Here is a 15,321-nt window from a genome sequence, read left to right as displayed (position 1 = left end):
CGGAAAGAGAGAACAGCCCTTCGACAAGCTCAGGGCGAACGGTGAGTGGGGGCGACGTCCATTTTCACTTCATCGCTTGCGCGATTAGAAGGCCCGCCATGCAAGACCGCCTGAAACGCCTCAAATTCCGCGCCTGGCACCGCGGCACGCGCGAGGCCGATTATATGATCGGCGGCTTCTTCGACCGCTATGCGCCCGAATGGGGCGAGGCGGAGCTTGCCTGGTACGAACTGGTCGTCGAGGAGGATGACGTCGATATCATGGCGTGGGCGCTCGGCACCGGCCATCCGCCCGCGCATCTCGACCGCCCCGAGTTGATCGCCGCGATGCGGCGGCTGGACTATATCCCGCTGCCATGACTCGACCCGCCGCCGACATCTTCGCCGCCATCGCGTCGGCCTCGGCGCCGCTGACGCTCGCGCGCACGGCGGACGGCTTCCTGCCGCTGCTGCTCGCCGATCTGGCGCGGGCGAGCGACAAAAGGCTGCTCTATGTCGCGACCGACGACGCGGCGATGCAGGCGATCGCCGACGCCGCGCCCTTCTTCGCGCCCGATCTTGTCGTGCATCGCTTCCCGGCGTGGGACTGCCTGCCCTACGACCGCGCCGGCCCGTCGATGCGCGTCAGCGCCGACCGGCTCGCCACCCTGTCGGCCTTGCAGGCGGCCCCAAAGCGCGGCGAACTGATCCTGACCACCGTCGCCGCGATCACCCAGCGCACGCTCACCCCCTTCCGCATCCGCCAGCTCGCGACGACGCTCGCGCCGGGGCAGCGGATCGATCGCGACGCGCTCGCCGAACTGCTCGTCTCGAACGGCTTCAACCGCGTCGATACCGTCGCCGACCAGGGTGAGTTCGCGGTGCGCGGCGGCATCGTCGACCTGTTCCCGGCGGGCGAGGAAACGGGCTTGCGCGTCGATTTCTTCGGCGACGAGATCGAAAGTATCCGCCGCTTCGACCCCGCCGACCAGCGCAGCCTCGGTCCCGCCAAGGCACTGCAACTGCTCCCCGCCGCCGAAACGTTGCTCGACGAGGCGACGATCAAGCGCTTCCGCTCCGCCTATCGCGAAATCTTCGGCGCGCAGGCAACCGGCGATCCGCTTTATCAGGCGGTGAGCGAAGGCCGTCGGCAGGCGGGGATGGACCATTGGTTGCCACTGTTCGAGGAACGGCTGGCGACCTTGTTCGACCATATCGACCCCGCCACCCCCGTGCTGCGCGGCCATCGCACCGAAGCGACCGCCGAGACGCGCTTCGCGGCGATCGCCGACTATCATGCCAACCGCGTCGCCGCCGCGCAGGAGCAGGCGGGCAGCTACCGTCCCTTGAAACCCGAAGCGCTCTATCTGACCGAAGCCGAATGGGCGGCGGCGGAGCGGCGCCCGGTCCATATCGTCACGCCCTTCGATGTCCCGCCGTCGGCGACGGTGATCGACCTCGAAAGTTTCGCCGCGCGCGATTTCACCCCCGAGCGCACCGCCGACCTCAACGTCTATGACAAGGTGGCGGATCATCTGTCGGACGAGCGCCGCAAGGGGCGCAAGACGATCATCGCCAGCTATTCGGGCGGCGCGCGCGAACGATTGGCAGGGTTGCTGAAAGAGCATGGCGTCGATGGGTTGGCGCAGGTCGATACGTGGCAGGAGGCGCTGGGTGCCAGTCTCCCCTCCCGCTTGCGGGAGGGGTCGGGGGAGGGCCTGTCTGATGACGGCACAGCGCCCGAGACACGCCCTCCCCTAGCCCCTCCCGCAAGCGGGAGGGGAACGGGCACCGTCGCCCTCATCGTCCTCCCGCTCGACCACGGCTTCGCTTCGGACGCGATCAGCCTGCTTACCGAGCAGGACATTCTCGGCGAGCGCCTCGTCCGTCGCGCCAAGCGTCGCAAGAGCGCCGATGCCTTCCTCGCCGAACTCGCAACGCTCAGCGTCGGCGATCTCGTCGTCCATCTCGACCATGGCATCGGTCGCTACGAGGGGCTGACCTCGATCCCGGTCGGCGACAGCCCGCACGATTGCGTCGCGCTCACCTATGCCGGCGGCGACAAGCTCTACGTCCCCGTCGAGAATCTCGACGTCCTCTCGCGCTATGGCGGCGAGAGCGAAGGCGTTGCGCTCGACAAATTGGGCGGCGAGGCGTGGCAGCGCCGCAAGGCGCGGATGAAGGAGCGCATCCGCGAAATCGCGGGCGAACTGCTCGCCACCGCCGCGCAGCGCGCGCTCCGTCCCGGCGAAGTGCTCGCGCAGGACGCCTCCTATCCCGCCTTCGCCGACCGCTTCCCCTATCAGGAAACCGACGACCAGGACCGCGCGATCGGCGACGTTCTCGCCGACATGGCGTCGGGGCGCCCGATGGACCGGCTGGTGTGCGGCGACGTCGGTTTCGGCAAGACCGAGGTCGCTTTGCGCGCCGCTTTCGTCGCCGCAATGGCGGGGGTGCAGGTCGCGCTCGTCTGTCCGACCACCCTGCTCGCACGCCAGCATTTCACCAATTTCGTCGAACGTTTCAAAGGCTTCCCGATCAACATTGGCAGACTGTCACGGCTAGTTCCGGCGGCCGAAGCGCAGAAGACACGCGACGGGTTGTCGAACGGCCAGATCGACATCGTCGTCGGCACCCACGCGGTGATTGCGAAATCGGTCGAGTTCCAGAATCTCGGCCTCGTCATCGTCGACGAGGAGCAGCGCTTCGGCGTCGTCCACAAGGAGCGGCTGAAGCAGCTCAAGGCCGACGTCCATGTCCTGACCCTCACCGCGACCCCGATCCCGCGCACCTTGCAGATGGCGATGTCGGGGCTGCGCGAGCTTTCGGTCATCCAGACGCCTCCCGTGGACCGCCTCGCGGTCCGCACTTATGTGGCGCCGTGGGACCCCGTGGTGATCCGCGAGGCGCTGCTCCGCGAGCATGACCGCGGCGGCCAGAGCTTCTTCGTCACCCCGCGGATCAAGGATTTGCCCGATATCGAGGAATTCCTGCGCACCCGCGTGCCCGAGATCAAATATGTCGTCGCGCACGGCCAGATGGCGCCGGGCGAGGTCGAGGAGCGGATGGGCGCCTTCTACGACCGCAAATATGACGTGCTCGTCTCGACGACGATCGTCGAGTCCGGCCTCGACATTCCGAGCGCAAACACGCTGGTCGTCCACCGCGCCGACCGGTTCGGCCTCGCGCAACTCTACCAGCTTCGCGGCCGCGTCGGGCGGTCGAAGACGCGCGCCTATGCCTACCTCACGACGCCAGAGGGCGGCGCGATCACCGATACCGCCGAAAAGCGGCTGAAGCTGCTCGGCGATCTCGATACGCTCGGCGCGGGGTTCCAGCTCGCGAGCCATGATCTCGATATTCGCGGCGCGGGCAATCTCGTCGGCGACGAGCAGTCGGGGCATATCCGCGAGGTCGGCTTCGAACTCTATCAGTCGATGCTCGAAGAGGCGATTCTCGTCGCCAAGGCCGAGGGCATGGGCGCCGCGCCACCGCGCGAGGCGCTGTCGCCGGTCATCACCGTCGATGCGCCGATCCTGATCCCGGAGGATTATGTCCCCGACCTGCCGCTACGCATGGCGCTCTATCGCCGCCTCAACGAGGCCGAGGATCGCGCCGGGCTCGACGGTTTCGCGGCCGAGATGATCGACCGCTTCGGCCCGCTGCCGCCCGAAACCGCGAACCTCATCCAGCTCATGGAGATCAAGGCAAACGCCAAGGCCGCGGGTATCGCCAAGCTCGACGTCGGCACCAAGGGCGCGCTCGTCAGCTTCCACGGCGACCAGTTCGCCAACGTCCCCGGTCTGATCGCCTATGTCGAGCGGCTGAAAGGCCGCGCGCGTATCCGGCCCGACAACAGGCTGTCGGTCAGCGGCGACTGGGGCAGCGCGGGGGCGAGACTCAACGGCGCGCTGCAATTGTCGAAGGGGCTGGGAAAATTGGCGCGGCAGGCGACTTAAGACGAAGCCTATTGCATCAACGCCAGCAATTCCTCCCCCGGCACAGGTCCCGATTTCAGGAACCCCTGCCAGGTCGCAACTCCCAGCTCCCGCAGCCGTTCGAGCTGCGCCTCATTCTCGATCCCCTCCGCAACCACCAGCAGTCCGAGCGCGCGTGCCAGATCGACAATCGCGCGCACGACGATGCGGTCGCGGTCGCTGCCGTCGAGGCTGCGGGTGAAACCGCTGTCGATCTTGAGATAATCGATCGGCAACTGCGCGAGCAGCGAAAGACTCGAATAGCCGGTGCCGAAATCGTCGATCGCGATCGCCGAGCCAAGCGCGCGGATCTGCGCAAGCTGCGCCGCCGCGCCGGTCGGATCGCTGAGCATCGCCTGTTCGGTGAGTTCGAGCGTCAGCCGGTCGGGATCGACCCCGGCCTTCTTCGCCATCGCCGCGAAGCGATCGGCGAATTCGGGATCGCCGAGGTCGGCGGCGGTGATGTTGAGCGACACGCGCAGCTTGCCGAGCGCGCGCGGCCAAGCCGCGATCTCAGCGAGCGCGACATGATGCGCATGTTCGGTGAGTTCGCGTTCGAGCCGTGCCGCCCGCGCCGCGGTGACCAGCGGCCCCGCGCCGAGCAGCCCGAGCTCGGGATGCCGCCAGCGCAGCAGCGCCTCGACTCCGGTCATCGCGCCGGTCGCGACGTCATATTGCGGCTGATAATGGATCACGACCTCGCCGCGCGACAGCGCCGACGTCACCATCGCGCCGTCGCGCGCCGATGCGGGGCGCGCAAGCTGGTCGCTCGCGGTGCGGAGTTGATCGACGATCGGCTCGTCGCGAACGATCAATGCCGCGGCGATGCGGATCGCGAGGCGCCCCTTGGGATCGCCGACCATCGGCTCGGCGAGCGCGACATGCAGCGCGCGTTCCTGCGCGCGCAGGGCGCCGAGCGACAGCGGCACCGCCGGAACGATCAGGAAGCGCGGCCCGTCGAGGCGCTGGACGCAGCTTCCATGTCCGAACTCGTCGCCGGCGAAATTTTCCAGCCGCCGCCCGATCTCGTCGAGCACGGCGTCGCCCGCCGCGGTCCCGGCGCTGTTGTTGATACGCGCCATCTGGTCGACCTGCACCAGCATGACGCCGGCGTCGGTTTCGTGTCGGATATGCAGGTCTTCGAGCATCCGGACACAGCCGGATACGGAGTCGGGTACGCGATTCATCGCGCCCCCTTATCAGGCTTTTCTTGCCAAGCCCTTCCCTTTTGCATCACAATCGCACCGATGGCCTCGCTTTCGCCTTTCCCTGCCCCGCTCACCGACGGCCACGGCCGCCGGATCGACTATCTGCGGCTGTCGGTGACCGATCGCTGCGACCTGCGCTGCCGCTATTGCATGGCCGAGGACATGACCTTCCTGCCCCGCGCTGCGGTGCTGAGCATCGAGGAGATGGGCGACCTCGCCGCGCGCTTCATCGCACGCGGCATCCGGCGCATCCGCCTGACCGGCGGCGAGCCGCTGGTACGGCGCGGAATCGATATGCTGGCGATGCGGCTCGGCGCGCTGATCGGGCACGGACTCGACGAGCTGACGCTGACCACCAACGCGATGCGCCTCGCCGAGCACGCGCCGATGCTGGCGGCGGCGGGGGTGCGGCGGATCAACGTCAGCCTCGACACGCTCGACGCGGGGGCTTTCCGCCATATCACCCGCGTCGGCGACCTCGCGGTCGCGCTGCGCGGGATCGAGGCCGCGCGCGATGCTGGTCTCGCGGTCAAGATCAACATGGTCGCGCTCGCCGGGCTCAACGAGGATCAGTTGCTGCCGATGCTCGCTTATTGCGGCAGTAACGGCTTCGACCTGACGCTGATCGAGACGATGCCGCTCGGCGAGGTCGCCGAGGACCGCAGCGATCATTATATCCCGCTCCATCACTTCATCGCCCCGCTCCGCACCGAGCGCGGCCTCTTTCCCGTCGACAAGCGCACCGGCGGTCCCGCGCGCTATTTCGCGGTCGAGGACAGTCCGGTCACCCTCGGCCTCATCACGCCGCTCAGCGACAATTTCTGCGCGACGTGCAACCGCATCCGCCTGACCGTCGAGGGGCGCATCTATATGTGCCTCGGCCAGGACGATCATGTCGACCTGCGCGCGGCCCTACGCGACGGCGGCGACGTCGACGGCTTGATTGATGCCGCATTGGCTGGCAAACCCCGCGCGCACGACTTTCACATCGAACGAAAGTCCAGACCGGCGGTCGCGCGTCATATGAGTGCAACGGGCGGCTGACACGTCGCCCAGAAATGGGGGCACGGGGACCGAATGCAACGCAAGATCGCACTGGTGGCGTCGAACGCGCCCGCGGGGCTGGAGGCTGAGGCCGAGCTGCGCCCGCTCTACGACTTCGTCGACTTGGCCGAGGCCGACATGCTGATCGCGCTCGGCGGCGACGGCTTCCTGCTGCACATGCTGCACCAGCTGCTCGACCAGCGGCGCAGCCTGCCCGTCTTCGGGATGAACCGCGGCACCATCGGCTTCCTGATGAACGAGTTCCGCGTCGAAGGGCTGCTCGACCGCATCGCGGCGGCACGGCCCTTTCTGATCCATCCCTTGTCGGGCGACATCACGACGATCAGCGGCGAGCGCCATATCCTGCCCGCGATCAACGAAATCTCGCTGCTCCGCGAAACGCGCCAGGCCGCGAAGCTCGAGGTGATGATCAACGAAAAGACGATGCTAGAGGAACTGGCATGCGACGGTGTGCTGGTGTCGACCCCGGCGGGATCGACCGCCTACAACCTCAGCGCCAACGGCCCGATCCTCCCGCTCGAATCGGAGATGCTGGCGCTGACCCCGATCAGCCCCTTCCGCCCGCGGCGCTGGCGCGGCGCACTCGTCCCCGAATCGACGAGCATCCGCTTCAACGTTCGCGAGGCCGCGAAACGCCCGGTCAGCGCCGTCGCCGACCAACGCGAAATCCGCGATGTGAAGACGGTATTGGTGACGACCGACCGCAGCCGCCCGCTGACCTTGCTGTTCGATCCCGACCAGGGTCTGGACGAACGCATCGCGATGGAACAATTTATCGTTTGAGGGCTTGATTAATCCCGCGACCGGCGGCAAAGGGTCCGCCTTCCCGCTTCGGCGGCGTGTTCCTCGGTAGCTCAGCGGTAGAGCAATCGACTGTTAATCGATCGGTCGTAGGTTCGAATCCTACCCGGGGAGCCACATTCCTTCATAATCGCTTTCCATCACCGGGCCAGCCCTGATCCGGGGGCGAGCGCCATCGCTCCGAGACCTCGACGCTATCCCAGAGTCCGGGGCCGACGAACAGGAGCGCGCTGCCCGCGCTTCCGCAGATGAAGATCATCGCGGCGAGCATCATCATGGAAGACGTCGCATCGCGCGCCGATGTCGTCAGCGCAATGCCGTGAAGGCGGTCGGCTGCCGACCAGCCGATGACGAACAGCATGATGCCGCCAAGGCGCAGGCCCAGATTGGCCGCGAGCGTTTCATGCCATTTCTTCATGCGACACCTCCGACGGAGGTCATTCAACTACGCAGGGCGGCGTAGGATTTCGAGGCCGCGAAACGCGGCGCCGCGTTGAGATTGCATATGATCGCTCGCCCTGGCGGCGATCCTGTCGGCGCGGCGCCGGGCCTACCCCTCCGCGTCCCCCGCCTTCTCAGCCTCGAGCCGCAGGCGATAGCCGATCCCGAGTTCGTTGCTGATGATCCGTGGCTGCTGCGGATCGGCCTCCAGCTTCTGGCGCAGCGTGCGAATGAGCACGCGCAGATATTCGACATGATGCTCATGCTCGCGCGGCCATACCTCGGCCATGATCTGCTTGTGGGTGATCACGCGGCCGGGAAAGCGGGCGAGCTGCGCGAGCACCGCATATTCCTTGGGCGTGAGATGAATCTCGCTGCCGCCCTTCGTCACCGTTCGGGCGACCATATCCAATCTGACGTCGCCCACCGTCACGACAAGATTGCCGCCGTCGCGCGTCAGGCGATTGCGCAGAGCGACGCGCACCCGCGCGAGCAGTTCGTCGGTGTCGAACGGCTTGGTCAGATAATCGTCGGCGCCAAGATCGAGCGCCGCCACTTTCTCCTCGGTCGCCTCGCGCGCCGATACGACGATCAGCGTCGTTTCGGACTGCTGCTTGAAAAGTGGAACCAGCTCCAGCCCGTCGCGATCGGGCAGGCCGAGATCGAGCAAGGTGATGTCGGGCCGCTCTTCGCGGAGCCGTTCGATCGCCGCACGCGCGTTCCCGGCCTCGACGATCGCATAATCGGCGCGCTCCAGCGCCGCGCGGATCAGGCGGCGGATATGCGTTTCGTCATCGACGATCAGAATCTTGTGCCGAACCTTCATCGGATATCCTTGTCGGTCAGATCGGTGGCGATCAACGCCTCGGGGATGCGGATCGTGAAGCGGGCGCCATGCGGCTCGCTGTTGTTGCCCGCTTCGACCGTCAACCCCATCGCCTCGGCAAAACCCTTGACGATCGCAAGCCCGAGCCCGGTGCCGTGCTTCACGCGGTCGCTGCCCTCCAACCGCGTGAAGGTTTCGAAGACGCGCTTTTCGCTGCCCGGCGCGATGCCCGGCCCCTGATCGATCACCGAGAGCAGGATGGCGTCGGCGGCGCGGTTCGCGCGAATGGCGATAGGGGTGCCGGGATCGGCGTATCGCCCGGCATTGTCGAGCAGGTTGATCAGACAGTGATGAAGCAGCACCGGATCGACCCGCACGAGCGGTATGCTGGACGCGATGTCGATCAGGACGTCGTGCCCCGCAAGCGACGCACGGGTATCGTGTGCCGCGCTCGCCGCGGCATCGAATAATTCCGTCGCTTCCACTTTCATCGGCAGGGCGCCGGCTTCGACCCGCACCATGTCGAGGAGGTTCGAGACGAAGCGGTTGAGGCGCAGCGCTTCGGCCTCGATCGTTTCTGCCATTTCGGCCGACGGATGACGCCGCATCTCCTGCGCCGCCGACAATATCGTGGTGAGCGGCGTGCGAAGGTCATGGCTCACCGACGACAGCAGAGCCGAGCGCAGCCGATCCCGCTCGTCGACCTGCCGCGCGTGCAGCGATGCCTCCTCAAGCTCCATGCGGTCGAGCGCGATCGAGGCTTGATCAAGCAGGCTCATCAGCAGCGGCACCTGATCGGACCGCACCGGCTCGCCCGCGTCGTCGCGGGTCAGCCCGAGCACGCCGAGCACGCCGCGGGTGGTGCGCAGCGGATGAAACAGCCAGTCCGACGCGGTGAGCGTGGCCGAGCCGCGTCCTGCAGGCTGCGCATTGTCGATCGCCCATTGCGCCGCGGCGCGCTCGATCTGTTCGAGCCGGTCCTCGGGCGGCACCGCGGCGCGCAGCATCGGCCCGTCGGCGGACGGCAGCAGCAGCACCGCACGAACGTCGAGCAATCGCCCGACCTCGGCGCAGATCGCCTGCATCAGCGCGTCCTGATCGGGCGCCGCGGTCAACTGGCGCGAGAAGCTGGCAAGCGCGGCATTCTGGCGCGCGCTCGATTGCGCCAGATCCGCCTGCGCCCGCACCCGCGCCGCGAACTGGCTGGTCACGATCGCAACCCCGAGCAGCACCAGGATGCTGATGACATTTTCAGGATTGTTGACCGTCAGCGTGCCGGTCGGCGGCAGGAAAAAGAAATTATAGGCGAGGCTCGACGCGAGTCCTGCGAACAGCCCGGCGCGCAGGCCGAAGGTCGCGGCCGCGAACATGACGGGGACAAGGTAGAGAAGCGCAATATTGCCGAGATCAATGGCTTCGAGCAACAGGCGACCGAGCGCGGTCATCGCGGCGACCATCGCGAGCGACACGGCATAGTGCGACGGCTTGCCCCAGCGCCCGGGCTGAGTCGCAGCGCTGCGCTGGCCTGTCGGCTTGTCGACTTCGCCGGGCAGGACATGGACCGCGACATCGTCGATCGTCCGGACGAGTTGATCGACGATCGAGCCGTGGCGCATCTCGAACCACCAAGGCCGGGTCGACTTTCCGATGACGATCTGCGTCGCGCGCGCGTCCGCCGCGAAGGCGCGCAGCCCCTCGGCGACGCTCGCGGCGGGAACGGTCGCGGTCGAAGCGCCGAGCCGCGAGGCGAGCGCCAGCGTATCGGCAAGCTGCCTACGATCGTCATCGGACATCGCCCGGCTCCGCCGCGTTTCGATATAGACCGCCGTCCAGGGCGCCTTCAGCGCATCGGCAAGCAGCTTGCCCGCGCGGACGAGCCCCGCCGCCACGGGAAGCTCGCTCACTGCCACGACGATGCGCTCGCCGACCGCGAAGCTGCCTGCCAGCGCGTGGCTGCGGACATGGTCGAGCATCTGGACGTCGACGGCCTGCGCCGCCCGGCGCAGCGCCAGTTCGCGAAGCGCGGTGAGGTTCGATTTGGAAAAGAAATGCGTCAGCGCACGCGACGCCTCCTGCGGGATATAGACCTTCCCGTCGCGCAGCCGCTCGATCAGTTCGTCGGGCGGAATATCGACGACCTCGATCTCGGCATTTTCCAATATGGTATCGGGCACCGTCTCGCGGACGCGAACGCGCGTGAAGGAGGCAACGATGTCGTTGAGGCTCTCGACATGCTGGATGTTGATCGTCGAATAGACATCGATCCCGGCGTCCAGCAGTTCCTCGATATCCTGATAGCGCTTGGGGTGACGGCTTCCGGGGGCGTTGGTGTGCGCCAGTTCATCGACCAGCACGAGCTGCGGCCGCCGTTCGAGGATCGCGTCGATGTCCATCTCGCCAAGGCTGTGCCCCGGATGATCGACCGCGCGCCGCGGGATGATCTCATAGCCATCAACCAGCGCCTCGGTCTCGCGGCGGCCATGGGTTTCGACGACGCCGATCACCACATCCACCCAGGATTCGCGGCGGCGACGGCCATCGGTCAGCATTTCCCAGGTCTTGCCGACGCCGGGCGCGGCGCCGAGAAACAGCTTGAGACGACCGCGGCCTTCCTGCGCCGCCTGGCGCAGAAAAGCCTCGGGTGGTGGTCGATCCTTTTCGGTCACGCGGCGGGTTTAGCCCCAAGTGCATCGAGTCGTCGATTGAGCTTGAACAGATTGACCCGCGGCTCGCCGAGGAAACCAAGCAGCGGCGTCTCGATTGCCTGCTCGACGATCCTGCGCACGTTCGCCGGATCGAGCGAACGCGCGTGCGCGACGCGCTCGACCTGATAAAGGGCCGCCTCGGGGCTGATATGGGGGTCGAGCCCCGAGGCGGAGGTCGTCACCAGGTCAGGCGGGACGTTCGGCCCTGGCGCCGTTCCGGAAAGCCGCGCGACATCCGCCTTCACGCGCTCGGCCAACGCCCGCGACGTCGGGCCGAGGTTCGACCCCGACGAGGCAAGCCCGTCATATCCGTCGCCGCCCGCCGCCGAGGGCCGGCTATGGAAATAACGGTCGCTGGCGAACGCCTGCCCGACCACGGTCGAACCGACGACCCGGCCGTTGTCGCGCACGAGGCTGCCGTTCGCCTGAACCGGAAAGAGCGCCTGTCCGACGGCTGTGATCGCGAGCGGATAGGCAAGCCCGAGCAGCGCCGCGAACAGCAGGGTCATGACGAGCGCGGGGCGCAGCGAACCGATGATATCCTTGTTCACATCCATTTCCTCAGGCAAGACCGAGGCCGCCCACGGCCAGGTCGATGAGCTTGATGCCGATAAAGGGTGCGACGAGGCCGCCGAGGCCATAGACGGCGAGGTTGCGCGCGAGCAGCGGTCCCGCCCCCATCGGGCGATAGGACACGCCCTTGAGCGCGAGCGGCACGAGCAGCGGAATGATCAGCGCGTTGAAGATGATCGCCGACAGGATCGCGCTTTCGGGGGTGGCCAGCCCCATGACGTTGAGCACGCCGAGCCCCGGATAGAGCGCGACGAACATCGCGGGAATGATCGCGAAATATTTGGCGACGTCGTTGGCGACCGAAAAGGTCGTGAGCGCGCCGCGCGTCATGAGCAGTTGCTTGCCCAATCCGACGACTTCGATCAGCTTGGTCGGGTCGCTGTCGAGGTCGACCATATTGCCCGCCTCGCGCGCCGCCTGCGTGCCCGTGTTCATCGCGACGCCGACATCGGCCTGCGCCAGTGCCGGCGCGTCGTTGGTGCCGTCGCCGCACATCGCGACGAGCCGTCCACCCGCCTGTTCCTTGCGGATCAAGGCCAGCTTGTCCTCCGGTGTCGCCTGCGCGAGGAAATCGTCGACCCCGGCCTCGGCAGCGATCGCCGCGGCGGTGAGCGGATTGTCGCCGGTAATCATCACCGTTCGAATACCCATTGCGCGAAGCTCGCCAAAACGTTCGCGGATGCCCGCCTTGACGATGTCCTTCAGAAAGATCGCGCCCAGCAGCCTGCCGTCCATCGCGACCGCCAGCGGCGTCCCGCCCGCGCGCGCGATCTCGTCGGTGATGCGGCGCAATTCGGTTGCGGCAGCGCTCGCATCCGCACCGGGATTGGCGCGCAGAATCGAGTCCACCGCGCCTTTCTGAATCACGCTCTCGCCGATCCGGATGCCCGAAATCCGCGTCTGTGCGGTAAAGGCGATGGGCTCGGCACCGGCGGGCAAATCCGCCGCCTGGCCGAAATCCTCCCGCGCCAGCGCGACGATCGAGCGGCCTTCGGGCGTTTCATCGGCAAGACTCGCGAGCAGCGCCGCCTCCGCAAGCTGCGCTGCCGAATGACCGCCCACGGCACGAAATTCGGTGGCCTGCCGGTCTCCAACGGTGATCGTGCCGGTCTTGTCGAGCAGCAGCACATCGACATCGCCCGCCGCCTCGACCGCGCGGCCCGACTTGGCAAGCACGTTGAAGCGCACGAGCCGGTCCATGCCCGCGATGCCGATCGCCGAAAGCAGCGCCGCGATCGTCGTCGGGATCAGCGTGATCAGCAGCGCGGCCAGAATCGCGACGGGGATCGCGCCGCCGGCATAGGACGCAAAGGCGGGGATGGTGCCGACGGCGATCAAAAAGATGATCGTCAGACCGACCAGCAGCAGCGTCAGCGCGATCTCGTTCGGGGTCTTCTGCCGGTCGGCGCCTTCGACCAGCGCGATCATCCGGTCGAGAAAGCCCTGGCCCGGCCCCGCGGTCACGCGGACACGGATCGCGTCGGAGATGACGCGCGTACCCGCGGTCACCGCGCTGCGGTCCCCCCCGGCCTCGCGGATCACCGGCGCGCTTTCGCCGGTAATCGCGGCCTCGTTGACCGACGCGGCGCCCGCGACGACTTCGCCGTCCGACGGGATGAGGTCGCCGGTCTCGACAAGCACCACATCCCCGACCTTGAGCGCGCTGGCGGGGATATCGTCCCACGCCGGACCGCCACCCTGCAACCTTTTCGCCGTCAGTTCGGCCTTGGCGGCGCGCAGCGAGGCCGCCTGCGCCTTGCCGCGCCCTTCGGCGAGCGCTTCGGCGAAGGTGCCGAAGAGGACGGTGAGCCAGAGCCAGAGGACGAGTTGCAGCTTGAAGCCGGTCGCGAGACCATCCTGCCCGATAACGAGCAGCATGGTCAGCAGCGACGCGACGACCGCCGTGGTGAACATCACCGGATTGCGGATCAGGTCGCGCGGATGAAGCTTGCGGAAGGCCCCGCCGATCGCCGGGACGACAAGATCGGCGGTGAATACAGACCTGGTTTCGGACCGAGCCATGGAAATGATCCTCAGAAAAGCTGGCCGCCCACCATCGCAAGATGGTCGGCGACGGGGCCGAGCGCGAGGCTGGGCAGGAAGGTCAGGCCGCCGACGACGGCCACGATGCCGATCAGCAGGCCCGTCCACAGCGGCCCGGTGGTCGGGAAGCTGCCCGTGGTCGCCGGCGTATATTTTTTCGCCGCCAGGCCGCCCGCGATCGCCAGCATCGGCACGATGATGAAGAACCGGCCGATCCACATCGCGACGCCGAGCAGGCCGTTATAGAAGGGCGTGTTGGCGTTGAGCCCCGCAAAGGCCGACCCGTTGTTCGCGACCGCGCTGGTGAAGGCGTAGAGGATCTCCGAAAAGCCGTGCGGCCCCTTGTTGAGCGGCCCCGCCAGCCCCGCCCCGGTCACCGATGCGATGGCAGTGAAGCCGAGGATGACGAGCGGCAGCACCGCGATCGCGAGCACCGCGAGCTTGACCTCGCGCGCCTCGATCTTCTTGCCGACATATTCGGGAGTGCGTCCGACCATCAGCCCGGCCACGAAAATCGCAAGGATCGCGAAGAGCAGGAAACCATAGATGCCCGCGCCGACGCCACCGACCACGACTTCGCCAAGTTGCATGTTGAACAGCGGGATCATCCCGCCCAATGCAGTGAAGCTGTCGTGCATCGCATTGACCGCGCCGCACGAGGCCGCCGTCGTCACGACCGCGAACAGCGCCGACTGCGCGATGCCGAAGCGCACCTCCTTGCCTTCCATATTGCCGCCCGCGGCGCCAAGCTGGTGCAGGATCGGGTTGCCGGCGGCTTCCTGCCAATAGGTGATCGCGGCGCCGGCGAGAAAGAACGCCATCATCGCGGCGAGGATCGCCCAGCCCTGGCGCGGATTGCCCACCGCCTTGCCGAAGGTCCAGGTCAGCCCGACGCCGATCGCGAAGATCGACAGCATCTGGACGAAATTGGTCAGCGCGGTCGGATTTTCGAACGGATGCGCGCTATTGGCGTTGAAGAAGCCGCCGCCGTTGGTGCCGAGCAGCTTGATCGCTTCCTGCGACGCGACGGGACCGAGCGCGAGCGTTTGCCGGGCGCCCTCGAGCGTCGTCACGTCGACCGAGCCGGCAAGCGTCTGCGGCACTCCGCTCGCGATATAGAAGAGGGCCAGGACGACGCAGACCGGCAGCAGCAGATAGAGCGTCACGCGCGTCATATCGGCCCAGAAATTGCCGATCGTCTTCGTTTCGCGCCGCGCGAAACCGCGGAACAGCGCGAAGGCGAGCGCGATGCCGGTCGCCGCCGACAGGAAATTGTGAATGGTCAGCCCCAGCATCTGGCTGAGGTTCGACATCGTCGATTCGCCGCCATAGCTTTGCCAATTGGTGTTGGCGGTGAAGCTGATCGCCGTGTTGAAAGCCAGGTCCGCGCTCGTCCCGTCGCGACCGAGCGGATTGAGCGGCAGCACGCCCTGCAAACGCAGCACCGCATAGGTGAAGAGCAGCAGCGCGGCATTGAAGATCAGCATATGGACCGCATAGCGGCGCCAGCCCTGTTCCTCGTTCGGGTCGATCCCCGACAGGCGGTAAAAGCCCGCCTCGACCGGGCCGAGCAAGCGGTGGAGCGGCGTGCGCCGCCCTTCGTAGAGCGCGAAAAGCCACAGGCCCATCGGCTTTGCGAGCAGGAGCAGCAGGCCGGTGAAAACGGCGATCAGCAGCCATCCCTGAAAGGTCACGGCGCGCCTC

Annotated in this window: 11 protein-coding genes and 1 tRNA gene; 5 read left to right on the top strand and 7 right to left on the bottom strand. The window is 66.9% G+C overall.

What is annotated here, in order from left to right; translation table 11 throughout:
* Positions 1-98 precede the first annotated feature (98 nt).
* Positions 99-359 carry a succinate dehydrogenase assembly factor 2 gene (locus tag NP825_RS03740; protein WP_257548539.1) on the top strand — a complete coding sequence of 87 codons (261 nt, stop codon included), beginning with the start codon at positions 99-101 and terminating at the stop codon, positions 357-359.
* Positions 356-3,937 (top strand): transcription-repair coupling factor, encoded by a 3,582-nt coding sequence (mfd, locus tag NP825_RS03735; protein WP_257548537.1) that lies wholly within the window; start codon positions 356-358, stop codon positions 3,935-3,937. Before NP825_RS03740 ends, mfd begins: the two co-directional genes overlap by 4 nt.
* An 8-nt stretch (positions 3,938-3,945) precedes the next feature.
* On the opposite strand, the gene NP825_RS03730 is transcribed toward mfd, so the two are convergent.
* A complete protein-coding gene (locus NP825_RS03730; RefSeq protein WP_257548534.1) occupies positions 3,946-5,142 on the bottom strand; it encodes a GGDEF domain-containing phosphodiesterase in 1,197 nt (398 codons plus the stop codon).
* A gap of 60 nt (positions 5,143-5,202) precedes the next feature.
* Here NP825_RS03730 and moaA point away from each other — a divergent pair, with 60 nt between their 5' ends.
* The 3 genes from moaA (at position 5,203) to NP825_RS03715 (ending at position 7,146) form a co-directional block, all read left to right on the top strand.
* Complete coding sequence (gene moaA, locus NP825_RS03725; protein ID WP_257548532.1) at positions 5,203-6,207, top strand: GTP 3',8-cyclase MoaA; 1,005 nt, start codon at positions 5,203-5,205, stop codon at positions 6,205-6,207.
* Between the two features lie 33 nt (positions 6,208-6,240).
* A complete protein-coding gene (locus NP825_RS03720; RefSeq protein WP_257548529.1) occupies positions 6,241-7,011 on the top strand; it encodes an NAD kinase in 771 nt (256 codons plus the stop codon).
* Positions 7,012-7,071: 60 nt separating this feature from the next.
* Positions 7,072-7,146 (top strand) — tRNA-Asn (locus NP825_RS03715).
* A gap of 7 nt (positions 7,147-7,153) precedes the next feature.
* Here the strand turns inward: NP825_RS03715 and NP825_RS03710 are convergent.
* The 6 genes from NP825_RS03710 to kdpA all read right to left on the bottom strand — a co-directional run bounded on the left by NP825_RS03710 (position 7,154) and on the right by kdpA (position 15,311).
* Positions 7,154-7,447, bottom strand: coding sequence for a hypothetical protein (locus NP825_RS03710; RefSeq protein ID WP_257548527.1), 294 nt, complete (start codon positions 7,445-7,447; stop codon positions 7,154-7,156).
* A 132-nt stretch (positions 7,448-7,579) separates the two neighbouring features.
* Positions 7,580-8,296 (bottom strand): response regulator, encoded by a 717-nt coding sequence (locus NP825_RS03705; protein WP_257548520.1) that lies wholly within the window; start codon positions 8,294-8,296, stop codon positions 7,580-7,582.
* Complete coding sequence (locus NP825_RS03700) at positions 8,293-10,962, bottom strand: sensor histidine kinase KdpD (protein WP_257548518.1); 2,670 nt, start codon at positions 10,960-10,962, stop codon at positions 8,293-8,295. The genes NP825_RS03705 and NP825_RS03700 overlap by 4 nt, the downstream gene beginning before the upstream one ends.
* Positions 10,959-11,552 (bottom strand): potassium-transporting ATPase subunit KdpC, encoded by a 594-nt coding sequence (kdpC, locus tag NP825_RS03695; protein WP_257548516.1) that lies wholly within the window; start codon positions 11,550-11,552, stop codon positions 10,959-10,961. Before kdpC ends, NP825_RS03700 begins: the two co-directional genes overlap by 4 nt.
* 10 nt (positions 11,553-11,562) lie before the next feature.
* On the bottom strand, positions 11,563-13,596 hold the full coding sequence (gene kdpB / locus NP825_RS03690; protein WP_257548514.1) for a potassium-transporting ATPase subunit KdpB: 2,034 nt from the start codon (positions 13,594-13,596) through the stop codon (positions 11,563-11,565).
* 11 nt (positions 13,597-13,607) lie between these two features.
* Positions 13,608-15,311 (bottom strand): potassium-transporting ATPase subunit KdpA, encoded by a 1,704-nt coding sequence (kdpA, locus tag NP825_RS03685; RefSeq protein WP_257548511.1) that lies wholly within the window; start codon positions 15,309-15,311, stop codon positions 13,608-13,610.
* Positions 15,312-15,321: the final 10 nt, after the last annotated feature.

The sequence above is a fragment of the Sphingopyxis sp. DBS4 genome, assembly GCF_024628865.1.
Lineage (GTDB): Bacteria > Pseudomonadota > Alphaproteobacteria > Sphingomonadales > Sphingomonadaceae > Sphingopyxis.
Note: the sequence above shows the minus strand (reverse complement) of the source record. Positions and strands in the feature narration are given on the sequence as shown.

Excerpts from the sequence above, each read along its gene's own strand:
- mfd (WP_257548537.1), top strand. The coding sequence starts at position 356 with ATGACTCGACCCGCCGCCGACATCTTCGCCGCCATCGCGTCGGCCTCG.
- moaA (WP_257548532.1), top strand. The coding sequence starts at position 5,203 with ATGGCCTCGCTTTCGCCTTTCCCTGCCCCGCTCACCGACGGCCACGGC.
- NP825_RS03710 (WP_257548527.1), bottom strand. The coding sequence starts at position 7,447 with ATGAAGAAATGGCATGAAACGCTCGCGGCCAATCTGGGCCTGCGCCTT.
- NP825_RS03740 (WP_257548539.1), top strand. The coding sequence starts at position 99 with ATGCAAGACCGCCTGAAACGCCTCAAATTCCGCGCCTGGCACCGCGGC.
- NP825_RS03705 (WP_257548520.1), bottom strand. The coding sequence starts at position 8,296 with ATGAAGGTTCGGCACAAGATTCTGATCGTCGATGACGAAACGCATATC.
- NP825_RS03720 (WP_257548529.1), top strand. The coding sequence starts at position 6,241 with ATGCAACGCAAGATCGCACTGGTGGCGTCGAACGCGCCCGCGGGGCTG.
- NP825_RS03730 (WP_257548534.1), bottom strand. The coding sequence starts at position 5,142 with ATGAATCGCGTACCCGACTCCGTATCCGGCTGTGTCCGGATGCTCGAA.
- kdpB (WP_257548514.1), bottom strand. The coding sequence starts at position 13,596 with ATGGCTCGGTCCGAAACCAGGTCTGTATTCACCGCCGATCTTGTCGTC.